Origin of the sequence: Aquibacillus halophilus, from assembly GCF_009649745.1 — a bacterium.
Taxonomy (GTDB): domain Bacteria; phylum Bacillota; class Bacilli; order Bacillales; family Amphibacillaceae; genus Aquibacillus; species Aquibacillus halophilus.
Map to the genome: position 1 here is coordinate 439,869 of NZ_WJNG01000002.1, position 24,270 is coordinate 464,138.

Here is a 24,270-nt window from a genome sequence, read left to right on the forward strand (position 1 = left end):
CTAACCAGTAAAAATTAGACTCTTTTTCATAACTGGTTTCCAAATAACTAGAAGACTAAGAACAAAGATGAGAAAACTTAAATAAACAACAGCCCAATTGCTAGTTAGAATTCCAATTAGCAATTGGGCTGCTGTTTGTTATTGAACATTATAGTTAGTTAGATATGCTACCATTTTGTTTTAGATAAACTACTGATCTATCAAATCTAATAAAACGCGTTTGTCCAATCTAACTCTTTCATTTATATTACTCTCAATCTTTAATACATCACTTTTAGAGATAGAATGATTACTGCTATTAAGTTTGTATAAATACAGCTCCCACACCTCATATGCAGATTTATCAATGGGCGTCGGTTGACCAGGTAAATCAGTACTAATTATGTCCTTGTATAGGCTGTTCAAATCTTGACCACCAAAATAGTAATCTCCATTTGTAGGATTATATCTTTGGGAATTATTTTTTGCAGCAAATTCAACAAACTTCCATGCTAACTCTTTGTTATCAGAGTAGGAAGAAATAGCTAAGGACTTTCCTACTTCCTTATCCATACCAACTTTCCCAAAAGGTAAATTAGTGGCCCGCCATTTTCCGTATTGTTCCGGTAGCCATTCCTTTAAACGGTCTTGTCCATAGGAGGGAAGAAAAAACATCACTAGTCGATCATCTTTTAGTGCTTGTTTTCCTTCTGGACTCCATATCGTGTTATTTAAGAACAGTTCGTTTTCACCAATAAATTCAGATACCTCAAATACTTTTTGAGAGGAGGAATCAGCACCTAAATAATTAAGTTGTTGATCATGGTAGTTTATGGAACGATTGAAATGGGTTATCAAACTATGCGAGTATTCCATTATATAATGGTCTTCAGTTTCTAATTCTGTTGCCATTCTCATAAAATTCTCTTCATTTTTCATATATTCAGCAAGTTCTGTCGGCTCAGAGGGAAATCCTTCTTTTTCTAAAATATCAGCTCTATAAAAAGTGACATAAGGGTACACTTCAAAAGGCAATGCGTAGACATAATCCTCATGAACAGAGCTATAGTTTTGGATTAGTCCACTTTTAAATAGTTCAAGAAAAAAAGGATCATCAGATTTCTCTTTAAGATTTTCTAGTCGGTTTATCCCAGAAAAACTCCCGAGATTCTCATCGGATATTACAAATAAATCGGGTGTATCTTTTTCAATCAAGCTTTCTCTATACTTGTCTACCACCTCATCACGGTTTATTACGGTTACTTCTACCTTTATATTTGGATATGCTTGATTAAAAATTCTAATCGTATTTTCGATATCATAACTAATCTCATGTGTCCATAACTTTAGATGGTCTGTATTTTCGTTAGAGGTGACTTCTTGATTCTCATAGGCTTGATACTTCGATAACTCGAGATGGGATGGAGAGATAGAATGTTTACAACCAACTAGAACAAGACTGATTGTTAAAAGGATAGGAATAATTTTTATAAGTCTCAATTTTCACCCCTCCTCGTGACTGAATAAGCTCACGCCGTTTCTACCTGATTCCTTTATTCTGTACATCGCCGTATCTGCATTTGTAATAACCTTTTCAATATCTTCTCCGTCACTTGGATAAAAACTAGCACCCATACTCGCGGATATTTCTAAAGGCTCTCCCTGAATGAGAACCGGGATTTTAATCTGTTCTGCTAATTCAATACATAAATTATTTGTCTCTAGGTAAGTTGTGTCACTGATAATTAGAACAAATTCGTCTCCACCTAAACGGTAGGCTTTGATTTTATTATGATGATCTCCAAACACTCTCAACCTCTCAGCAATCACTTGCAACAAACGATCACCACCACTATGTCCGAGCAAGTCATTCACTTGTTTAAACTTATCTAAATCAATAAAGACGATCGCACATTCTAAGTTACTCTCATGGTAGTTAGTTAGAATGTCTTTAATATCATCTGTAAAAGTGTAACGATTAGGAAGTCCTGTAAGTGCATCAAAATGTGCTAATCGATACAATTCATCCTTGGATGCTACTAATTCTTTGGTTCTTTCAGTTAGGAGCGAGTTTACCTGTTTTGTTTCAATAAACATTTGTCGTAGTTTTTTGGCTACTTGTTCAAAATTCTTACCAAGCGAGTCAAATTCATAGACATCACTTCCGCTGTAGGAATACTTCTCGCTATTTTCTACCCGTTTAGGTAGATCAGAGGTCATTTTAGTTAAATGTAGCAACGATCCAGAAAGAATGCGTTTACATAGCCAAGCAAATGCTCCAGCAACAGCAAATAATAATAAAATAGTTACAAAGTAAATAGTCAACTGTCTAGCAATAGTGCCCATTTTTTCTTGTATAGGAATAATAGTGAATATGTTCATATCCTCAATTGATAGGGTGGAGTAAAAGTAGCCATGTGACCAATCTAGTATGTTATTATTCTCTTTCGGGAGCCACAGAGCTATATCATTACTAATCTTAGACACATAGCCATTATCAAGTAGTTTGAAATTCTCATCAGTCTCATGATTAGAACTACTATATGCAAAGATGTTGTTTTGATTGTCAACAGCATATATAAGCATATTGTTTTGGTTTGTAAGATTATCAAACATTTCCTTAAGGTATGCTTTTTGAACAATTGATCCTAATATAAGGTTCTGTATCTCATCTCGATCCATTGTAGTTATTTCTTCTTTAATTCGAGATTTCGATGAGGTAATCTCCGTAGTGGTACTTTCAATCATCAGGCTTTCCTGATACCAGCCGTTAATTATTGTAAAACAGAACATCGGGATAACAGCAGCGATGATAGTAATATGCGAAATAATCCTACCAAAATACAGAGGCTTTCTTTTTGTAAATATTTTTCTGAAAAATGGTAGGCGTGGTAAATAATCAGAGAGTAGATCAGCAAAGAATGCAGATATCCAGCCATTGATTAATACTTGAAATAGCGTAAGCAATGCTAACTCATCGACAATTAAATCGGAAGTATGTATAAACAAATAGTAGGATGGTATCCAAATAACTACCCAAAACAGAACATCCCAAGTTAAGAGATCTCTTCCTCTCCACCGATATAATCCCCCTACGAACAATACCTCAACAATATTTAATAGAAGAAAGGCACTGTGAATTCCCAAGAAAAACCCAATAATACTTATTATTAATACGGATGCAATAGCTTTTTTATAATTAAAAAGACGAATGATTGCCAAATAAAATACGGATACAAAAACAAACTTTACGTCAAAAATTAAATACAAAGGAAAGTTCTGTGCAACAATTGCACTTCCAATTAATCCTCCTAACAAAGCCCAATACCCTAACCTGTTACCAAGTATACGTTCCATGTTTAGTCTCCTAATTAAAGTTTCATAGTTAATAGAAAACAAATAATGCTGATCATAAAAAAGCATTTATTCCAACAAAAGCTCAAATTAACTATAAAAAAAGGCTCCTAGGCACAACGGCATAGGGAACCATAAGAAATGATATGGTAACCTAGCAATCTTTGTTCAATTATTGAACAGTAGACCTGAGGCTTTGCGTCCCTATCTTTCAATAGGTTTGCCTTTATCATTATTAGTTATTTCATTGCTTTAAATATACCATAGGAGGTTTGATAATAAAACAATATAGTACAAAATGCTTAATAATAAAGGTATATTATGTCAATTTTTCATTAGGAATACAATAATTACCAGTGATATTAGCTATCGAGGATGAGATTTCGGTAACATTTGTCATTTTTCGTAGTTTTATGTAAATTTATGACTCCCTATAGTAAAATAGTATGATATATTGTAAATAATAAAATTGAATATATTTCACTGAAAAGGCAAACTCATTGAAAGGTGAGGACGCAAAGTTACAGACCTAAGGGATTCCTATGGTGGCTGAGCAGCCAATGAGATAACTACGTTTTTAGGTTATTTCCCTTGGAGATAACCTTTTTTTATTGAGAAAAATGTGCAACGTTTATTATTTAACAACCAGGGGTGATTAAGATGATGTCAACTAGACGTTCAACAGTCGGTCTTATTCTTTTTATAAGTAGTGTGTTAATCCATTCTTTTATACTAACATTTTATAATGGTGAGCTAATCGTGCATTTATCTGCCTCGCTACTTCAAGTAATCTGTGGGGCAATCAGTTTTGTTTGGTTATGGAGGGCTTACCGTAGAATTTCTAATCCAAGTCAGAAGTATTTCTGGTTACTGCTGTCCTTAGGGACACTTTTCTCCTTTACATCGGTATTGTCTGTGTTTTATTTTCCAATAACCGAAACTTTGATGAAATTTCTAGATTTACCTTATTATCTACGATTAACCGGTTATTTATTTTTCCTTGGTGCTTTAGTATATAAAACGAATGTGATTAGCAGACGTCTAATTCATAATGCAAACACCTTTAATACACTTATTTTTATGTCGTTTGCTGCTTCTATTAGTGTTCAGTTCTTAATTCAGCCTGTTATGGATACATCAAACCTTTCATTCATGGCAACTATGCCGGTCGTGATCTATCCAATTACAAGTTGGAGTATTTTGTTTGTAGCAATCATGCTTTATCAACTATCAAAGTACACGAAAGAAAAAAAGAATTTGCAATTTGTTGTTGCTGGTTTTGTAATTCTTTTTTTTGCTGATTCCTACTATGGTGCACAATTAACTCTAGGGATTATTGAACCAGGAAATCTGGTTGTCCTTGGCTATGTAATTAGTTTCTTTCTAATAGGTATTGCTGGTAGAAGTGCTAAGGAAAGCTCATCCGAACTAACCAAGATAGACGATAAGTTTTTACAAAAAATTGAAGTTATTTTTCCTTATATTATTGTGATCATATTTATGTTGTTAGTTGTTGATAGTTATGGTTGGGCTTATAATCCCCTAAGTATTGGTTTTACTGTAACTATTTTAATGATTATCGTTCGTCAGGTTTATGTAGTGAATAAAAACAGGAAATTGATTAAGGAATACCGGTATTTAGCCTATCATGACCCGTTAACTGGGTTAAGAAATCGGACAAGTTTTAAAAAAGGACTCCAAAAATTGATGATTGAAGCAAAGGATACCAATCAGTCAGTAGCTGTGTTGTTAATGGATTTAGATCGATTTAAAAATGTTAATGACACACTTGGTCACTTTATTGGTGATTGTATTTTGGAATCTGTGGCAAAACGGTTGAACGAATCATTAGGTGTTTATCGAATTTACCGTATTGGTGGAGATGAGTTTGTTATTGCTGTTTCAAATTCTTCTGAGCAACGTTGTATTGAAGTTTCACAAAAAATTCTAGAAACATTTAGTAAACCCTTTACAGTAAAACAACATGAAATTGTTGTCACTCCTAGTATTGGCATTAGTGTTTATCCCCAAAACGGTCAAACAGGGGATGAATTGCTTAAAAATGCTGATGCTGCTATGTATCGTGCTAAGGAAAATGGTAAGAATACTTTTCAGTTTTTCAATTCAGAATTAAATGAAGTGATGACTAGAAAGGTTGATTTAGAAACTGAATTAAGAAAGGCTTTGGAGCTAAACCAAATGACTCTTGCTTATCAATCAAAAGTGGAACTGCATACGGGGAAAGTTACTGGGATGGAAGTGTTGCTTCGTTGGAATCATCCGATACTGGGTTTTATTTCACCAGCAGAATTTATCCCGGTAGCAGAAGAAACCGGTCAAATCAGAAAACTTGGAGAATGGGTACTTAGAACTGCATGTAAACAAAATAAACACTGGCATGATAATGGCTATCCAAACCTATCCGTTTCGGTAAATGTTTCTGTAGGCCAACTGGAACATTGCACATTCACTGAAACGGTAAAAGAAATATTAGATCAAACAGGTCTTGAACCGAAATTTTTAGATTTGGAAATAACAGAAAGTGTAATGAAAAACATTACAGAAATAACAGGTACATTGCACCAACTACGTGAAATGGGTGTTACTATTTCTATTGACGATTTTGGTACTGGTTATTCTTCCTTGCATATTCTTAAAGAACTACCGATTGACACAATAAAAATAGATAAGTCATTTATTGATGGTGTGACCGATTCGACTAGTCTTTCGATGGTTAAAACAATAATAGATATGGGGATAAACTTAAATCTTAACGTTGTAGCAGAGGGTATAGAAGAAGAACATCAGGCGCGAATATTAAGTGAACATCAGTGTGGATTTGGTCAAGGATATTGGTTCTTGAAGCCAACGGATTCAGAAAAATTCGAAGTATATTTAAAAAATGACAGAGAAGGTAAGATAAACTAAACAGAAAAGAGAAGCTCACAGCTTCTCTTTTCTGTTTAGTTTATAATTATATTTTTAAATAACTATAGCCCTTTTAATAAAGAAACCCCTCATCTGAGGTGTTTAGCAGCATATTTCTTCTTTTGCCATATCAACTAATTCGGCATGATAGACTCCGGATAGAATCTTTGGATGTAGTTCTGTTATATATTCTTGAATATCTTTACGTTGTTTGTCAGTATCACTAAGTTTATGGTAAACAAATCCATCTTCAATATGAAGAACAGTAAGGTGTATATCCATTCCGATTTTAGTTGTTGCTACAAGCCTACAAGTCTTTCCTTTTGGTGGCATTTCAAATGAGATTTTAATCTCCTCCTGATCGTTTTAATAAGTAAATCTCAATCGTACTTTAAAATATTATCACAAGCACTTAAGATAATAAAACGACGAAAGGCCTGTAAATCAATGATACTGCCTTATTTTTGATGGATTGAAAGCAATAATACCTTGATTCTTTTAATTGATCAGTTATGCTCCTGTTTATCTTCTTAATCTTAAACTTTACGTTTTGTTTGGTTTGGTTACTGAAAATTTTTGTTGGTATATAGCAATATTACTTACCTTTTCAGGCAAAACAAGCGATAATCAAGGCTTTTTTAGTGGTTTACTAAATTAACATAGGTCACTATTCTAAAAAAACGTTGACATAAAGTTTCGAATATTGTAACAATTATGTAAAGGTTATGAATTTTAAAGTTTTACACTTTGTCCAAAAACATGCGATTGTTAAAAAACACATGGAGGGGATTTATGAGAAACTCATTCAAACTAACTGTAGCGGATATCTTGTCCCGGACAAACTTTCAAAAGGCAAAGGTAGTGGCAGGAAAAAAAGGATTAAATCGACTAATCCGGTGGGTACATATTATAGAAGTGACGGAAATAGGTCACTTGTTGAATGGAAATGAACTAATTTTATCTACAGGTATTGGCTGGAGAGAGAATCAGCAATCCAGTTTGTCGTTATTGCAACAATTAATCGATAAAAAGGTTTCAGGGCTATGTGTGGAATTAGGAACATACATTAGTTCCATTCCAGAAGAGATGGTCCAGTTGGCAGATAAAAATGACTTTCCAATAATCATTTTTACTGAGGAAGTTCGATTCATTGACATTACACAAGATCTAAATGGATTATTTATTGAGACACATTATAAAACAATGTTAAATCTAGAAGCTGTTTCAAATCAGTTTAACCGCCTCTTATTATCAACTGATGGATTTAAACGGATCTTACGGTTGCTTCACCAGTTCTTAAATGTACAAGTAGCATACTCTCCAGTAGAAGGTCATCTAGAATATTATCCTACCATTGAAAAATCACAAGAACAAGACTTTATAAATCTAGTTAATTCAGCACAGCCACAAAATGTAATTAACGCACCAGCCAAAAGCGCTTCTAAGCCTATTCAAGCACTTGGACATAAGTTTGCTGATTTAATTATTATATCAAAAGGGCAGGAACTAACGGATTTTGATTACTTAGTATTAGACAGAGCAGCAACCTCATTGTCACAGGATCAGTTGCGTCTCCTATATGTAGAAGAAAAGAAGAAACACCATGAGAACCGTTGGCTACTTGAATGGTTGAATGGTGAGCATGATAAAGATAGTGTTGAGCAGTACCTAGCAGGTATAGAACCACTAATGAAACCAAATGGCTGTACAGTTTGTATATGTAAAATGGATCTCCAGGATCAAGAAGCTGACTTGACTTATTATTCCATGATATTTAGAACGATATACGAACAACAGGGTTTCTATGCGCTAGTATCATTCGAGAGAAACAATTTGATTTTTGCCCTTATTAATAAAAGAAATAAAAGTGATTGGAAATCTCGATTGAATGTAGCACTTGATAAAATTAAAAAAACAGATTTGATGAAGAGACAACCATCGGATAAACTGACGTTCGGTGTTGGTAAATTATATGACCTTGAACAGCTAGACAAGGCGTATGAACTTGCAAAAGAAACAATATATATTCAACAGAAAACCGAAGCTAGTGACGTATCTTTTTACGAGGATTTATATGTTTACCGTTTAATATCTCATTTGAATAAAGAAAAACGATTAGATGAGTTTATTGAAGACTATATAGGGACAATCCTAAGGTTTGATGATGAAAAAAATAGTCAGATGTTTGAAACGCTAAAAGTATTTCTGGAGGTTAACGGCTCAAAAAAGGATGCCGCTGAAAAACTTTTTATCGTTCGACAAACCTTGTATTACCGAATAGAGAAGTTGAAAGAGCTTCTTGGAGATGATTTTATGCAATCTAATAAACGACTTGCTATTGAGTTTGCGGTCCATGCAAAAAGCTTTATCAAGAAGTTATCTTAGAGATTGTAAACCTTTCTTCTATGTTGATATCCCACCAAAGATAATAAACAAGAGTAGCTATATACAGTAAATTTAAAATAGTACTCCTCACTCTTGTTAACTTTAAACCAAAAAAACTCTGAATTAATTACAACATGTAAAAAAAACAACTGAAATTTTAAACAAATCAACCAATGTATAAGAAAACCTTTTCATTTACATTTAATAGAGTATGTATCTACTATTTAATCCCAAAAAGTAGGATAAATAGAACGATCTGGATGGGGAAATTACTCCCACTTAATAATGAGGAGGTTATTGTATGACCGAAAGTCTTTCAATGAACCAATCAAGAATTCAAGAATTGGCAGAGTTAGATAAAAAGTATTTTTTACATCCTACAACAGCACCGAAAACTCATGCTGAAGAGGGCCCAAAAATTATGTTTTCTGAAGGTAAAGGAATCTTTGTCAATGATATGAATGGTGATTCTTATATTGATGGAGTTTCTATGCTCTGGAATGTGAACCTAGGACACGGACAGTTGGAATTGGCAGAAACAGCTAAAGAACAGATGTCTAAATTAGCCTATAGTTCATCTTTTATTGGTTATTCAAATGAGCCTGCGGTTCGTTTAGCTGAAAAGCTAGTTTCATTAGCTCCTGGCGATTTAAACTCCGTATTTTACACATCCGGTGGATCAGAAGCAAACGATACAGCATTTAAATTAGCACGTTTTTATTGGGAATTGAAAGGAAAACCTCAGAAAAGAAAATTTATAGCACTCGAAGATGCGTATCACGGAGTTACAATTGCTGCACAAACAGCAACATCTATACCTAATTTTCATACATTTTCTAACTCTGGTATTTCTGATGTATTTCATGCAAAGCCACATTTAACAAATTGTGAGCTTGGAGATAAAAGTGACCCAAACTATGAGGGGTGTATTAGGGACATTATTGAAAAAGAGGGCGCCGATACAATTGCGGGTATTATTATGGAGCCTATTCAAGGGTCAGGTGGAGTTCATATCCCGCCAGATGGTTATTTACAAGCAGTCCGAGAACTATGTGATGAGTTAGGTATCCTGTTTATTGCTGATGAAGTTATTACCGGCTTTGGTAGGACGGGATTAATGTTTGGAGTGGAAAATTGGGATGTTGTACCCGACCTTTTATGTTTTGCAAAGGGAGTCACAAGTGGCTATGCGCAATTAGGTGGAGTTCTGATTAGACAGCATATAAGAGATACGATTGTCCAGTATGAAGGTGTTCTTAGTCATGGGTTTACTTATAGTGGTCATGCTACAGCCTGTGCCGTTGCCTTGAAAAATATTGAAATAATCGAAAGAGACAATATAGTAGTTAATGCCAAAATGATGGAACAAGAACTAAAAAAGGGATTTGAGTATTTGAAGAGCAAGCATCCTATGGTAACCAAAACAAGAGCGATTGGACTTTTATCAGCGATCGAGCTTTACGAGAATTCTGATACCAATAAACCTTTTGATATTTCTGTTAAAGCTACTGCACAAGTTGGAGAAGAATGCTTTAAACGAAAATTGATGATCAGACCAATTCGAGTTGGTGAAGGGAAAAATATTATAGCCATCGCTCCTCCTCTTGTAATTAACAAACAAGAAATCGAACAAATGATATCCATCATAGATGAATCTATAACAGCATTTGAAAAGATTCTTACGTAACTTTTGTTACATCACAGTTGATATAAATTGCGACGTAACTTTGTCGTGACTGTACCCCATCCTTTAGAGGATGAGTGATCATCCATCGCTTCGCAAAAACACTCCCTTTCCATGGGGAACGCTTCAGCCTCCTCACGAGAAAAACAGCTCGTTGCGGGGTCTTCAGACTGTTCCTTTCCCATAGGAGTGTCGCATTTTTCCGAAGCTTAAAGTAGTTTTCTGTTCAAGTAAGATGTTACCCCAAGAAACGTTAATCTCATAAAATTTCACTACTAACTAATTTGAAAAAATCATTGCGTGGAGGTTTGTATTTTTTTATGAGTCTTAGTGTATTTACAGCGCTAGTACTGTTAATAACTCCACTTATATGGTGGTTGATTGGAGCGGAGGGCAGTCGACTCTTGCTGGAAAAGCGACGGCTGAAAATCCCGCAGGAAGCGGTATTCTTCCGAGGAAGTTGAAGCGTTGCCCGCGGAAAGCGACTGCCTAGAGCGAAGATCAACTAGTGTTACGTCGTATTCTATAGATTTTGTGTCTTAGAAAACAGGCTTTCGAAAAAGATATTGTAATAGATTATGAAAAAAGTGAGATACCTAGTTTCTTAAGTATCAATTAGTTATTGGAGTGACGAGATGAACGATTATCGATATGCCGACTTAGTTTTATCTAGCAATGCTGTTTTTACCGGACTTCAAAATCAACCATTTAAAGGATCCGTAGCAATAAAAGAAAATGTTATTTTAGCTGTTGGTACTGAGCAAGAAATACGTCCATTCATTGGTGAACAAACAAAAGTGATGTATTTCGGAGAACAACTAATTATGCCTGGATTCAATGATTTTCATACCCATCTGTTCCTAGGAAGCTTGTCTCAGGAAAGTGTCACATTAAATCAGGCAAAGTCTGAACAAGAAGTTGCTGAAATGGTTAAGATCTTTGCGGATAGTCGACCTACCGATAGATGGATTTTCGGGTTTAGATGGTATCACGTTTATTGGGATGAGAAAAAATTACCACACCGTTCCACTCTTGATAAACTTATTCCAGATCGGCCAGTATTTCTATTTAATGATGAATGTCATGGGGCATGGGTGAATAGTAAGGCTTTAGAATTATTAGGTATTGATAAAGATACCCCAAATCCTCCTTTTGGTGAAATTATGAGAGATGAAGACGGAGAAGCAACAGGCTTTTTGTATGAAACAGCAATGACTTATGCAAAAGAAGTTTTCGAGAGTATTCCAATCGAGCGGCAAGAGGAATTACTGCAAAATTTCCTAAAGACTACTGCAAGGTTGGGGATTACTTCAGTAAGTGACATGCTTCCTCTACCAGGATTAGAACTAGGAAACTTAAGTCTTTACAAGCAATTTGATGTTCAAAACAAACTGACTACTCGTATTCATTTTCTAGCTGCTTTAAATGGTGACTTGGAGCACCCAAGGTATTTAAGGGAAGTGTTTAACTCTGAAAAACTAAAGTTCTCGGGACTTAAACAATTTCTTGATGGTGTGCCAATAACTTATACAGCTTTTATGATCGATCCTTACACAGACAATGACACTACAAGAGGAAATACGCTGATTCCAATTGATGTTGTTAAGGAATGGACAAAAGAAGCGGATAAGGAGAACTTTAGAATCAGGCTGCATGCCTGTGGGGATGGTGCGGTTAGACTTGGTTTAGATTGTTTTGAAGCAGCTCAAAGGCAAAACGGGCAAAGAGATTCTAGGCATACGATTGAACATATAGAAGTTATCCATCCTGATGATATGGATAGATTTTCTGAGTTAGATGTCATTGCATCATTTCAACCGGAACATATGGCAGTTTCGAAACAATTTGCAACAAATACGTATAGAAAAAGATTAGGAAAAGAACGAGAAAAATATACTTGGCCGATTAACAGCATAAAGGATAGCGGTGCACCAATTGCATTTGGTACAGACTTTCCAGTTGTTGGACTAGATCCATTGACTGAAATTTACCGAGCGGTTACAAGAGTTCATGATGACGGTTATCCAATAGGTGGATGGAATCCATCAGAAAAGATATCACTAGCAGAAGCGTTACGGTTTTATACTTTGGGCTCTGCCTATGGGGTATTTAGAGAGAGTGAACTTGGTACTCTCGAAAAAGGGAAACTGGCCGATGTTATCGTATTGGACCGAAATCTATTTAATGTAGGTCTTGAAGAAATTAGAGATACACGAGTTGCATTAACAGTCATGGATGGAAAAGTAGTTTATTATGCTGAAGACCTATGACTGTAGAGCGCAATAATAGTTGCAAACAAACCAAAGGAGGTATAGATAAGTCGATGAACTCACTGAAAAATGATGCCAATGAGATAATTGTCCGAAATAGTCGAGTAGAAGATGCGGATCGTATTGCCGAGATTGCTAGATTAACCTTTGACCCTCCAGAAATAGCATTTACGAAGGAACATTATTTAAGTGAAATAAACATATTTCCTAAAGGGCAAGTCTGTGTGGAATATAAAGGGGAAATCATTGGCTCCTGCTCAAGTCTGATTGTAAACATGGATGACTATCCTAAACAACATAGTTTAAGTCAGATTGCGGATGACGGATATATTCGCAATCATAATCCGAATGGGAAAAACCTATATGGAATCGATGTGATTGTCCATCCTGATTATCAAGGGATGAAGGTTGGAAAAAAATTGTATGAGGCACGCAGACAATTGTGTCAAGAGTTAAATCTGGAATCGATTGTTTTTGGCGGTAGAATGCCAAACTTTCACCAGTACGCTGAAAGGATGACTGCGGAAGAATATGTTGAAAAGGTAATAAAGGAGGAGTTATACGATCCGGTATTAACGTTTCAGTTAAAAAGGGGATTCTCCTTTAAGTATTTAATGCCAGGCTATTTACCTACTGATCCAGCATCAATGTACACGGCAACTTTTATGGAATGGAAAAATAAGGGATATAAAAGCTAGATGTTTGACCATTAGTATAGTATTGTTTCGTGTTGTTTATAAAAGTGGTCGAAATATTTAACTTTTTGTCTAATGATTTGACAACTTAATAAAGGTATCATTACCTCATATAGTCAGAATGTTAGGAAAATTATTGCTTTTGAGATTACAAGAAATTGGTAATGATAAGAAGAATTTGGACAGACTGACAAAGCAACTATTTGTTACATATGAAAACTTGATTTAGTTGAACAATTGAGTAGCATGCTAACATGCACTGTACACCGAGGAATGAGTGGAAAATTACGTTGTATTTATCCTAAAACATACATGGAGGGGTGTTAATTGACTTCTGAATACATGGTTCAATTAAAAAACATTACAAAGAAGTTTGGCAAAGATACTGCAGTAAATGAGTTAAATCTCGATGTTAAGGTAGGTGAGTTTTTAACATTGTTAGGACCATCTGGCTGTGGCAAGACGACCACACTCCGAATGATCGCTGGCTTTGAAAAACCAACTGAAGGTGAAGTTTGGATAGATGAAAAACAGGTAGCAAAAATAGAGCCTTATAAACGGGAAGTAAACACTGTATTTCAGAGTTATTCCTTATTTCCTCATATGAATGTTTTTGAAAATATTGCTTTTGGCCTAAAAATGAAGAAAACGGGTAAGGATGAGGTTGAAGAGAGGGTAAGGAACGCATTAAAGCTAGTTCAACTGGAAGACTATGTGAATCGTAAGCCTAAACAGTTAAGTGGTGGTCAGCAACAGAGAATTGCAATTGCCAGAGCAATCGTTAATAACCCTAAAGTGTTGTTACTCGATGAGCCTCTAGGTGCTTTGGATTTAAAGCTTCGAAAACAAATGCAACTTGAATTAAAGCACCTTCAACAAAGTTTAGGTATCACCTTTATCTATGTAACCCATGATCAGGAAGAAGCCTTAACCATGTCAGATCGTATTGTTGTAATGAATGAAGGGAAAATTGAACAGGTTGGGCTACCTCATGAGATTTATGAAAAACCAGTTTCTAAATTTGTGGCTGACTTTATTGGTGAAACAAATATATTTGAATGTGTGGTATCTGAATTCAAGGGTGATTATGCCTATTTAGATATAAAAGGTGTAACAGTAGTCACCCCTAAAAATGACACACTTCAATTGGACGAAAGTGTTTATATGTCTATTCGTCCTGAAAAAGCAAAGGTTACACTTACCAAGACACAAGACACTTTGCTTAGTGGAACATTTAAGGAAAAAATTTATGTAGGTTCAATCACCAAAATTATTATCGAACTTCCCAATGGCCGTGAAATGGTCGTTAATGAAGTCGAAGATGATCTAATTGGAATTAAATCAGGTAATGAAGTGTATGTTAGTTGGCAACCAGAGGATTCTGTGGTTTTCAAAGGTTAATAGAATCCTTTTGATGTATTAGAATTCAACTTGGTTTTTGTATTTTGATTACATTAGTTAATAGTTTAATTGCAAGGAATTGGTAAATTAGTTCCAGTTCTTCAGATTAAATTATTTTTAACTATAATTTCTGCAAGAGTTCTTTATAGCTTAGTAATTGATAACCATAAAAAAACTGGGGGTATTCGATGAAAAATTTATTAAAGTTAATGCTGGCTGTCGTATTTTTTCTTGCTTTGGTAGCTTGTAGTTCAGATGATGCAGGTACTACCGACGATACAAGTGGTTCTGAGGATACAAGTTCCGAAGATACAGGCGGCTCCGAAGATGCTGGCAGTTCTGAGGGTGATACAGAACAGGAACTAGCTTCAGAGCTTAATTTATTTAACTGGGGTGAATACATGCCTCAAGAAGTATTAGACAATTTTGAAGAAGAATATGGCGTGGAAGTAGTTTATTCAACTTACTCATCCAATCAAGAGATGCTTACCAAGTTAGGCAGTGGAACGGTAAATTACGATATAGTTGTTCCTACTGATTATATTGTTGGTCGAATGATTGATGATGATATGTTGCTTGAATTAAACATGGATAATATTCCTAACTTTGAAAATATTCAAGACGTTTTCCACCAAAGAGATTTTGATCCAGGTAACGTATTTTCTATTCCTTATCTATATGGAAGTACTGGGATAGCGTATAATACGTCCCACATAGATGGTACACCATCTTACGCAGACCTCTGGAATGCTGAATATGCTGGCCATGTTACCGTACAAGATGACCCACGTGAGTCGTTAGCTATGGTTCTTCAAAAGCTAGATTTACCTATGAATGAGCCTACTGAAGAAGATTTGGAGCAGGCAAAAGCAGAATTAGCTAAGCTTCATCCAAATGTTCTAGCGTACGATTCATCACCATCTGCTCAATTAATAAGCGGAGAAGCTTGGATTTCACACACTTATTCTGGTGAGGCCGGTGTTGCTATGCAAGAAAATCCAGACATTTCGTACACATTACCTGAAGAGGGTGGCGAACTATGGATGGATAACTTAGTAATTCCTAATACATCTGAAAACAAGTACACCGCAGAGGTATTTATTAATTATTTGCTAGAACCAGAAGTAAGTAAACAATTATCAGATGCTTTCCCATATAGTAATCCAAATCAAGGTGCACTAGATCTAATGACTGAGGAAGAAAGATCAAATCCAGCTTCATATCCTCCTGCTGAACAGATTGCAAATGCTAGTTGGTTTGAGGATTTACCACCTGAAACAATACAGTTAATGAATAGACTTTATAAGGAAGTAAAAGTAGAGTAGCAAAATCATAATTGAATAAAAGAGATTCTTTTAAGAACCTCTTTTATTCAATTTTTACCTTTACGAGACTAGAAGACTAATGAAATGGCTATTTATCATTACTTAATTCTAACCATTAAATAGAGGCAGGTGTAGGAATGAGACCAAAAACAAAAAAAATACTCTTCGTCTTTACCACTCTAGTTTTTATGTTCTTCTACATTCCGATAATCATTTTAATGGCTTTTTCATTTAATGATTCAAAGGTTGGAACTGTATGGACTGGCTTTACATTTAAGTGGTATGGGAGCTTATTTTCAAATGAAGCGATCATCAATTCCGTTACCAATAGTTTAATCATTGCAGTTGTCACGACGCTAATTGCTACTGTGTTTGGTACTCTAGCTGCACTCGCCATCCATCGGTACAATTTTCCTGGAAAACAAGCGATTAATTTTTTGTTTTACATACCTGTTGTCATTCCAGACATTATCGTGGCTGTTGCTCTGTTAGCTTTGTATGGTTGGTTAGATGTAACGCTTGGAATTGCCACAGTATTTCCCGGGCACGTAGCAATTACTATTTCTTACGTAATGCTCGTTGTAATTGCTAGAATGGCGGGACTTGATGCTTCACTAGAAGAGGCAGCAAAGGATCTTGGAGCAAATGAATGGCAAACATTTTGGAAAATAACCTTTCCATTGATTTTCCCGGGCGTTCTTGCGGGTGCACTATTAGCGTTTACGATTTCTCTAGACGAATTTGTCATCTCTTACTTCACTACTGGGCCTGGCTCAGACACATTACCGGTACTCGTTTATTCCATGGTTCGACTTGGTGTATCACCTGAAATTAATGCCTTATCAACCATTATGGTTTTACTCATTGTAATTATGGTTTTTGCGACCGGAAGGAAAATGAGTGTTAGTAAGTAGAGAGGGAGATGGAATATGATTAAAAATATTAGACTTGCTTATTCGATGCTATCACCTAGTCTATTGTGGCTATTATTATTTCTCGTAGTTCCAATTGTCATGGTTACGGTTATAAGTTTTACGACCAGTGAAGGTTATGGTGGGATTATCTATGAATTTAGTACTCACGCATATGAAACAGCATTCTTGAGTTCGATGTATCTAAAGGTTATTTGGAATTCGATTGTTTGGGCATTTTCAGCAACTGTTATTTGTTTACTATTGGCTTACCCATTTGCCTACTTTATTGCACATGCTGGCAAATGGAAAAACCTACTTATTTTATTAGTTATGATTCCTTTTTGGACAAATTTGCTTGTCCGACTGTATGCTTGGATTATTTTATTAAATGGAGAAGGTGTCATTAACCACTTTCTTCAAAATATCGGGTTAATTTCTGAACCATTAACACTAATGTACACGCCCTATGCAGTCATACTAGGGATGGTTTATGGTTTTCTACCATTTATGATTTTACCAATCTATTCTTCTATCGAGCAGCTTGATAAAACATATTTAGAAGCAGCCGAAGATCTTGGTGCCAATCCAGTTAAAACATTTTTCACTGTTACTATACCATTAACTTTACCGGGAATTCTTGCTGGATTTATTATCACTTTTGTTCCAGCAGTAAGTGTGTTTGTTGTAACGGATTTGTTAACTGGATCAAAATTAGTCATGGTTGGAAATGTCATCCGTGATGCGTTCTTAATTGAAATGAATTGGCAACTAGGCTCTGCTTTATCTATCTTATTAATGATTCTTGTACTGTTATCAGTTTTCATCTTTATGAAGTTTACCTCTTCTAAAGATAAAAAATTCCTAATTTAAAGACTGATGTTACCAAAGAGGAGTGAAACAATGGATAAGATCTCAATGTGGGAAGCTACAGCTAATCAAAGACGAGAGCGACCAACGCTAGAAGGGGATCAACAATGTGATGTAGTTATTATTGGCGGTGGTTACTCTGGACTTTCCACCTCTTATTTTTTGCAACAAAAAGACGTTAAAACCATTGTTTTGGAAAAAGATTTAGTTGGTAGTGGTGCTAGTGGCCGAAATGGTGGGGAATTACTTACAGGATATATGGATTCTGCAAGTTCTTTAATTAAAAAGAAAGGGATAGATGTTGCAAGACGAATGTACCAGCTATCCCTTGATTCGATAGATTTGATTGAAACAATTATAGAGTCAAATGACATTGATTGTGCATTTACGCGTAAAGGAAGTTTAAAAGCGGCTTACCGGGCATCAGATATTGATGGAATGAAAAGGGAGCAGGAAGTACTTGAAAGAGAATTTAACCATAAAGTGAAAATTGTTGAACCATCAGAGATGCAAACAGAGCTGAAAACAACATTTTATCATGGTGGTCGAATTGATGAAAAATGTGGGCACTTTCATCCATTGAACTATGCGCTAGGGCTGGCAGATGCGGTGGAGAATTTTGGCGGTGTGATTTATGAAAATTCTGAAGCTTTAAGAATTGAGAGAGATGCAAATAATAAGGTTATTGTTAAAACGACGAGTGGTCGAGTTTTTGCCGATGAGATTGTAATCGTAACAAACGGTTACTCTGGAGATCTAAACAAAAGGATCAAGCGCACCATTGTTCCTGTTGAGAGTATTATGATTGCAACTGAACCAATGCCTGAAGAACTAATGAAGGATTTAATTAAGAATAATCGAGCTGTATCAGATTCGAAAAATCTTTTGTATTACTTCCGTAGAACAGCTGACAACCGGATGGCTTTTGGTGGCTCGGGGCGTTCTACAAATAAGCGAGACCAATTACTGCTTTTTAATCAATTACAGTCTGGCATGACTACAGTCTTTCCGGATTTGAGGGAAGCAAAAGTAGAATATCAATGGAGTGGCAAGGTTGGAATTACCAAAGAAAAACTTCCATACATGGGTCGATTAGAGGATGGAACTTATTTCGCATACGGTTATGCAGGACACGGTGCAGCCCTGTCTACGATTATGGGCCAAGCGATTGCCAGAAAGATAGTTGCTGAAGATGATGTGGCAAATCCGCTAGAAGTTAAGCGGATAAGGCCTATTCCTTTTCACAGTCAGCATGCGAAGGCTGTTGGTTTAATGAAATATTATTTTCGGTATGAAGATAAGAAGAAATCATAAAACAAATAATCTGTTGGCTTCAAAAAAATTAATACTTTGCTTTACAAGATAAATACCTACAATAGTAGGTTAATAAGTCATATTGTTTTAAAAAAACATTGTTACACAGAAAGGATTAGACAGGTCATGAAAAAATTGACATTAGTAGGACCCGCTAAAGAAATAGGCAAACAGCACGGTTCTCAAGGAAAAGCAGAGGTTCTACACAGTCTAGAAACCTATGAAAAACTATTCTATGGCTATAAGCAAATAAACTGGAAAGAAGCGCGAGAAATTGCGTTAGCCCATGTGAAGGCAATTGAAAAATATGACTTAGAACTAATTGAGGAGATGGAAGGGGTAGCAGAGGGTGCAGGCGTAGATTTTGAGGATATTTTAGCCCTAAATGCTCGTAGTGAAATCGCTTTAGCTGGTTATAAAGGGTCTTCTTTTATGGATGGTTGTACAGCAATGGCAGTATGTCCCCCTCTTACATCTGAGACGATCATCGGTCAAAACTGGGATTGGAAAGGACGTCAAACGAAAAGTTTACTCGTTCTAGGGATCAGGAATAATAATGTTTCAAAACCTGATATCACAATGGTTACCGAGGGCGGTATGATTGGTAAGATAGGTTTTAATTCATCAGGCCTAGGCGTTTGTTTTAATGCACTATTAACCGATAAAAAATCGAATGAGGTTCCAATCCATTTGGGATTACGTGGGGTATTAGACTCCCATACCCTAGGCGAGGCAATTTCGAAAATAAAGTTTGGACAAATGGCGGCAGCAGCTAGCTTTTTAATCGGCCAAGATCAAGGAAATGGTCCAGGAAATGGAATGGCACTTAACTTTGAAGTTTCACCGTTTGGTATTGATTCAGTCGGTGGTACAGATGGCAAGTTGGTTCACAGTAACCATTTGATGTCTGATGTTATTAAAGAAAATCTCCGCGACATGAATGAATTTAGATTTGACGATTCAATGATAAGAAAACGAAGGGCTGAACAATTACTAGATCAAGCCATTTCATCGGGAGAACAGATAACAGAAGAAACGTTTAAGGGTTGGTTATCTGATGAATTTAACGCACCTAATTCGATTAATCATTATGAGAATATGCGTGCACCGGAGCATAGGAGAATGGAAACTGTTTTCTCTATCATTATGAATCTTTCTAAACGTAGAATGTTACTTTGTATTGGAAAACCTGCGGAAGGTACATTCGAAGAGGTTACTTTTTAACTCAAGAAACCAACCGTAAAATAGAATAATAGGGAGGTCATCTTTTGTTATATATCAATGGAGAATGGAGAAAAGCCAATTCTGGCAAAACATTTGATGTAGTTAATCCAGCAACAGGCAAAGTTATTGCAACTGTTGCGTCTGGGGGACAAGCGGAAACAAAGGAAGCAATCGAGTGTGCTCATCAAGCATTTTCAACATGGAAAAAAGCAACTGCAGCAGAGCGTGGTGCCTATTTAAATAAGATCGCAGCGATTATGAAAGAAAAAGAAGAAGAGTTGGCTTATACCATTACGACGGAAATGGGAAAACCTTTATCTGAAGCAAAAAGAGAAGTGAAAAGTGCAACTGCTTATGTAGAATGGTTTGCTGAAGAAGCGAAACGAGTGTACGGGGAAACGCTCCCTGCATCACATCCAAATAAGCAATTAATGGTATTAAAACAACCAATTGGTGTGACCGCGGCTATTACACCATGGAATTTCCCTCTATCTATGATTACTAGAAAAATCGCTCCAGCTATTGCGGCAGGTTGTACTGTAGTTATTAAGCCTGCACCTGCAACACCATTATCAGCTATGAAAATTTTTGAATGTTTTCACGAAGCCTCGCTACCAAAGGGTGTCGCAAATTTAGTTATGGGACCAGCAGAGGAAATTGGCCCAGAACTCACGAAAAATCCATTAGTGAAGAAGTTAACCTTTACTGGATCAACTGCTGTAGGGAAAAAGCTTATTCGAGATTCAGCCGATACTGTCAAAAAAGTATCGATGGAGCTTGGCGGTCATGCACCCTTTATAGTATTTGAGGATGCTGACATTGATGCAGCAGTCACAGGCGCAACAGGTACAAAGTTCGTAAATGCCGGTCAGACTTGTATTTGTACAAATCGTATTTATGTTGCAGAAAATATAGCTGAAGAATTTGGACGTAAGCTTGCTGAGAGGGTATCAGCTTTGAAAATAGGGAACGGTCTGGATGAAACTACAGAAATAGGACCACTAATAAACAAGCAAGGATTTGAGAAGGTTCAGGATCAGGTTGCGGATGCATTGGCTCATAAGGGAGAAATTCTTTGTGGTGGGAAGCCATACCATGCAGAGGGATTGGATGGATATTTTTATGAACCGACAGTAATTAACTTTGCTAATGATGACATGAAAATTGCAACGGAGGAAACATTTGGACCAGTAGCTCCTATCTTTACTTTCAAGAGCGAGGAAGAGGTTATTCAAAAAGCGAATGACACACCCTACGGTCTTGCTGCATATTTTTATACAAAAGACTTAAGTCGTGGTCTGCGGATTATGAATGAACTCGAGTACGGGATTGTTGGAATAAACGATCCTGCTCCTGTAACAGTTCAAGGACCATTTGGTGGCTTTAAGGAAAGTGGTAATGGTAGAGAAGGCGGAAAATCTGGTATTTTGGAATACTTAGAAGAAAAGTATGTTTCCATAAACTTGATTTAGCCGATTTAACGAAATCAACCAGTTAGGGAGGCTAATTTATGGTTGAGAAAAAGAAAGTTATCTCTGAAGAGTTAGGACAGGAAATAATTGTAAGAAATACAACCTATGATGATATTGATGACATTATTGAAATGGCCCATTTAGGGTTTGGTGATCCAGCGATTGCATTTAATCGTAAGCAGTATGAAACACACCTGCAAATTTTTCCGGAAGGCCAAATTTGTGTTGAATTCAACGGCAAAATTATCGGGTCTTGCTCGAGCTTAATTATTAATTTCGATGATTATGGTGACAATCATACAATCACAGAAATATCTGGTGGTGGATATATAAGAAACCATAATCCAGAGGGTTTGAATTTATATGGAATCGATGTCGTCGTCCATCCAGAATTTCGTGATATGAAAATAGGAAGACGTCTTTATGAAGCGAGACGGGAACTATGTAAAAAATTCAATTTGAAATCCATCACATTTGGTGGGAGAATTCCAAATTATCATAAGTATGCTGACAAAATGTCTGCGGAAGAGTATGTTGAACAAGTGATTCAAAAGAAAGTGTATGATCCGGTATTAACCTTTCAAATAATGAATGGATTTGAACTGAAAAAAGTAATGTCAAATTATTTAATAGAGGATAAAGAATCTCTTCAATATGCAACATTGATGGAATGGACGAATGTAGATTATCGCCCAGACTCAGATCATCGCTATCGACGGTCGTTACCTGTTCGAATTTCAGTTGTTCAGTATATGCTGAGAGAGATTGAAGAATTTGATGATTTTGCAGCGCAAGTCGAGTATTTTATCGAGTCAAGCTCTAATATTCGCAGTGATTTTGCTGTATTTCCAGAATCGGTTACACTGCAACTGCTTTCCTTTATAGATGAAACAGTGCCGAGTAAACAGGTCAGGAAGCTATCGGATTATACGGATCAATATATAAAGCTATTTTCTGACCTAGCCATTCGCTACAACATTAACATCATTGGTGGTTCACATTTTGTAGAAGAAAATAATTCTATTTATAATGTGTCCTTCTTGTTTAGAAGAGACGGAACAGTTGAGAAGCAATACCAAATTCATATCTCTGCAGATGAAAAGAAATGGTGGGGAATTCAGCCAGGCAGAACGGTTCAAGTATTTGATACTGATTGCGGAAAGATTTCCATTTTACTTGGCTATGATATTCAATTTGCAGAGTTGTCTAGAATTGCCGTAGATAAAGGAGCCCAAATTATTTTCACTCCATTCTCTGCTGAGGATGAACAGGGCTACTTGCGCGTTCGGTATTGTGCACAAGCAAGAGCAGTTGAAAATGAAGTTTATACGGTCATGGCGGGTACAGTCGGGACGTTACCTTATGTCTATCATATGGATGTCCAATATGCTCAGTCGGGAATTTTTTCACCATGTGACTTCAATTTTCCAAGTAGAGGAATTATCAGTGAATCAGGTGCAAACATGGAGACCATGGTTATTGGAGAAATTGATTTAGAATTGTTACGACGTTATCGTAAGGTCGGGACTGTTACCCATTTAAAGGATCGGCGACATGATGTCTATCGGGTTCAGGTAATGGACGACACGGTGGATAATTCAAAGCAGGAAGTTAGTCAAGAAATTTAAGACAGATATGTGGTCGTCAGGAAAAACTGACGACCATTGTTTTTATCTATGACTGTTTTCTAAAAGATTGTTGTTATTTACAGATTCTCTATAGACTCCGACGTAACTGTCAGGTTGATATCCTACCATCCTTTATAAGGGAGTCGTAATTCATCGCTGCGGAAAAACACTCCCTTTCCATGGGGAATGCTTCAGCCTCCTCGCTCGTAAAAAACACTCACTGTGGGGTCTTCAGACTGTTCTTTGCCCATAGGACCAGAAATGACATCCGTGAATTTGCAACACACGAAGAAAATTGGTTTATATTTTCGAGGAGTGTCGCATTTTTCCGCAGCTTAAGGTAGCTTTCTGCTCAAATGAGATGAACTCCAAGAAACGTTTATTTCATGAATCATTACTACTTATTAATTAGAAAATTTCATTGCGTGGAGGTTTCAATTATTTTATGAGTCTTCGTGTATTCCCAACGCTAGTATAGTGTTGTATTTGATAACTACACTAGATGACGGTGATTGGAGCGAAGGGCAGTCGACTCCAGCGGGAAAAGCGACGGCTGAAAATCCCGCAGGAAGTGGTCTGCTTCCAAGGAAGTTGAAGCGTTGCCCGCGGAAAGCGACTGCCCGAAGCGCAAATCAACTAGTAGCTACGCTACGACGCATTTTATATCAAGTGCGAAGATTAAAAAGTAACAAGACTTAAGAAAAGGCTTTATCTATACATATTGAAGATAAGGGATTTAATAGCAAAAGGAAAATAAAGTAAGCACGCCGTTAAACCGAATGATACTTTGTTTTACCTTCTGTCTAATGCAAGCTAATCATTCCTTATCT

At 36.3% G+C, this 24,270-nt stretch carries 17 protein-coding genes and 2 riboswitches; of the genes, 14 read left to right on the forward strand and 3 right to left on the reverse strand.

What is annotated here, in order from left to right; translation table 11 throughout:
* Positions 1-189 precede the first annotated feature (189 nt).
* Both GH741_RS03330 and GH741_RS03335 read right to left on the reverse strand, forming a co-directional pair.
* The gene (locus GH741_RS03330; protein WP_153735331.1) at positions 190-1,479 is read right to left on the reverse strand and encodes an ABC transporter substrate-binding protein; all 1,290 of its coding nucleotides are present in this window, start codon (positions 1,477-1,479) and stop codon (positions 190-192) included.
* A 3-nt stretch (positions 1,480-1,482) separates the two neighbouring features.
* The gene (locus tag GH741_RS03335) at positions 1,483-3,336 is read right to left on the reverse strand and encodes a GGDEF domain-containing protein (protein ID WP_170287542.1); all 1,854 of its coding nucleotides are present in this window, start codon (positions 3,334-3,336) and stop codon (positions 1,483-1,485) included.
* 142 nt (positions 3,337-3,478) lie between these two features.
* Positions 3,479-3,568, reverse strand: a riboswitch (cyclic di-GMP riboswitch).
* Between the two features lie 245 nt (positions 3,569-3,813).
* Positions 3,814-3,895: riboswitch (cyclic di-GMP riboswitch) on the forward strand.
* A 101-nt stretch (positions 3,896-3,996) separates the two neighbouring features.
* Here GH741_RS03335 and GH741_RS03340 point away from each other — a divergent pair.
* Positions 3,997-6,261, forward strand: coding sequence for a putative bifunctional diguanylate cyclase/phosphodiesterase (locus GH741_RS03340; protein ID WP_170287543.1), 2,265 nt, complete (start codon positions 3,997-3,999; stop codon positions 6,259-6,261).
* Positions 6,262-6,363: 102 nt separating this feature from the next.
* Here the strand turns inward: GH741_RS03340 and GH741_RS03345 are convergent, their stop codons facing one another.
* Positions 6,364-6,594: a hypothetical protein gene (locus GH741_RS03345; RefSeq protein ID WP_153735334.1), complete on the reverse strand. Its 231-nt coding sequence runs from the start codon at positions 6,592-6,594 to the stop codon at positions 6,364-6,366.
* Positions 6,595-7,053: 459 nt separating this feature from the next.
* Between GH741_RS03345 and GH741_RS03350 the strand changes: the two genes are divergently transcribed.
* The 13 genes from GH741_RS03350 to GH741_RS03410 all read left to right on the forward strand — a co-directional run bounded on the left by GH741_RS03350 (position 7,054) and on the right by GH741_RS03410 (position 24,139).
* Complete coding sequence (locus GH741_RS03350) at positions 7,054-8,646, forward strand: PucR family transcriptional regulator (protein ID WP_170287544.1); 1,593 nt, start codon at positions 7,054-7,056, stop codon at positions 8,644-8,646.
* Between the two features lie 301 nt (positions 8,647-8,947).
* Positions 8,948-10,333 carry an aminotransferase family protein gene (locus tag GH741_RS03355; RefSeq protein WP_153735336.1) on the forward strand — a complete coding sequence of 462 codons (1,386 nt, stop codon included), beginning with the start codon at positions 8,948-8,950 and terminating at the stop codon, positions 10,331-10,333.
* Between the two features lie 632 nt (positions 10,334-10,965).
* A complete protein-coding gene (locus tag GH741_RS03360) occupies positions 10,966-12,600 on the forward strand; it encodes an amidohydrolase (protein ID WP_153735337.1) in 1,635 nt (544 codons plus the stop codon).
* Positions 12,601-12,653: 53 nt separating this feature from the next.
* Complete coding sequence (locus GH741_RS03365; protein WP_153735338.1) at positions 12,654-13,298, forward strand: GNAT family N-acetyltransferase; 645 nt, start codon at positions 12,654-12,656, stop codon at positions 13,296-13,298.
* A 339-nt stretch (positions 13,299-13,637) separates the two neighbouring features.
* Entirely contained in the window at positions 13,638-14,696 is a 1,059-nt protein-coding gene (locus GH741_RS03370; protein ID WP_153735569.1) for an ABC transporter ATP-binding protein, read from the forward strand.
* A 188-nt stretch (positions 14,697-14,884) separates the two neighbouring features.
* Positions 14,885-16,021, forward strand: coding sequence for an ABC transporter substrate-binding protein (locus GH741_RS03375; RefSeq protein ID WP_153735339.1), 1,137 nt, complete (start codon positions 14,885-14,887; stop codon positions 16,019-16,021).
* 137 nt (positions 16,022-16,158) lie between these two features.
* A complete protein-coding gene (locus tag GH741_RS03380; RefSeq protein WP_153735340.1) occupies positions 16,159-16,935 on the forward strand; it encodes an ABC transporter permease in 777 nt (258 codons plus the stop codon).
* Positions 16,936-16,950: 15 nt separating this feature from the next.
* The gene (locus GH741_RS03385; protein ID WP_153735341.1) at positions 16,951-17,805 is read left to right on the forward strand and encodes an ABC transporter permease; all 855 of its coding nucleotides are present in this window, start codon (positions 16,951-16,953) and stop codon (positions 17,803-17,805) included.
* Positions 17,806-17,835: 30 nt separating this feature from the next.
* On the forward strand, positions 17,836-19,116 hold the full coding sequence (locus GH741_RS03390) for an NAD(P)/FAD-dependent oxidoreductase (RefSeq protein ID WP_153735342.1): 1,281 nt from the start codon (positions 17,836-17,838) through the stop codon (positions 19,114-19,116).
* A gap of 126 nt (positions 19,117-19,242) precedes the next feature.
* On the forward strand, positions 19,243-20,340 hold the full coding sequence (locus GH741_RS03395; protein ID WP_153735343.1) for a C45 family autoproteolytic acyltransferase/hydrolase: 1,098 nt from the start codon (positions 19,243-19,245) through the stop codon (positions 20,338-20,340).
* Positions 20,341-20,384: 44 nt separating this feature from the next.
* Complete coding sequence (locus GH741_RS03400; protein ID WP_153735344.1) at positions 20,385-21,812, forward strand: NAD-dependent succinate-semialdehyde dehydrogenase; 1,428 nt, start codon at positions 20,385-20,387, stop codon at positions 21,810-21,812.
* A gap of 38 nt (positions 21,813-21,850) precedes the next feature.
* On the forward strand, positions 21,851-23,440 hold the full coding sequence (locus GH741_RS03405) for a bifunctional GNAT family N-acetyltransferase/carbon-nitrogen hydrolase family protein (RefSeq protein WP_153735345.1): 1,590 nt from the start codon (positions 21,851-21,853) through the stop codon (positions 23,438-23,440).
* Positions 23,441-23,926: 486 nt separating this feature from the next.
* Positions 23,927-24,139 (forward strand): hypothetical protein, encoded by a 213-nt coding sequence (locus tag GH741_RS03410; RefSeq protein ID WP_170287545.1) that lies wholly within the window; start codon positions 23,927-23,929, stop codon positions 24,137-24,139.
* Positions 24,140-24,270: the final 131 nt, after the last annotated feature.